1 protein-coding gene is annotated in these 1033 nt (G+C 72.2%); it reads left to right on the forward strand.

The window, feature by feature from the left end; all coding sequences use genetic code 11:
- Positions 1-1033, forward strand: a 1033-nt coding sequence (locus CCN51_RS51765; protein WP_143676237.1) for a glycoside hydrolase family 127 protein, incomplete at both ends; no start/stop codon positions are given.

Genomic DNA, 1033 nt, shown 5'->3' on the forward strand with positions numbered 1-1033 from the left:
GCCTGCGGGGAACTGTCCCAGCACGTCGACCGGTTGACGGAGCTGGTGGCAGCCGCACAGGACACCGACGGCTACCTCCAGACGTACTACCAGGTCAGGCCCGGCGCCCAGCGGTGGACCGAGCTGCACTGGGGGCATGAGCTCTACTGCGCGGGCCATCTCATCCAGGCCGCGATCGCACACCACCGGGCCACCGGAGGCGACGAACTCCTCAGCGTGGCGGTGCGGTTCGCCGACCACATCGACGCCACCTTCGGCCCCGGCAAGCCGGTGGACGCCGTATGCGGACACCCGGAGATCGAGACGGCGCTGGTCGAGCTGTACCGGGAGACGGGCGAGCGGCGCTATCTCGACCTCGCCGGCTACTTCGTGGACCGGCGCGGAGCGGGCACCCTCGGCGACGGCGCCGTGGACCGGGAGGCCGACCGCCGCCCCGGCGCACCCTATTGGCAGGACCATGCCTCGGTGCAGGACGCGGCCGGGGTCACCGGGCACGCCGTACGCCAGCTGTATCTGCTCGCCGGAGCCGCCGACCTGGCGGCCGAGACCGGCGATCCCGGGCTGCGGGAGGCGCTGGTGCGGCTGTGGGAGGACATGGCCGCCACCAAGACCTATCTGACCGGTGGGGTCGGCTCCCGGCACGACCTGGAGGCGTTCGGCGACGCGTACGAACTGCCGCCGGACCGGGCGTACGCCGAGACGTGCGCGGCCATCGCCTCGATCCAGTTCGGCTGGCGCATGGCGCTCCTGACGGGCGAGGCCCGCTACAGCGACCTGGTCGAACGGACCCTGTACAACGGCTTCCTGTCGGGCGTCTCGCTGGACGGGAACCGCTGGCTGTACGTCAACCCGCTCCAGGTCCGCGAGGACTACGCCGGCCCGCACGGCGACCAGGGGGCACGCCGCACGGAATGGTTCCGCTGCGCCTGCTGCCCGCCGAACGTGATGCGGCTGCTGGCCTCGCTGCCGCACTACGTGGCCAGCGGCGACGCGGACGGCCTCCAACTGCACCAGTACGCGTCGGGGTCGTACG

The organism is Streptomyces milbemycinicus (genome assembly GCF_002154605.1).
GTDB lineage: Bacteria > Actinomycetota > Actinomycetes > Streptomycetales > Streptomycetaceae > Streptomyces > Streptomyces milbemycinicus.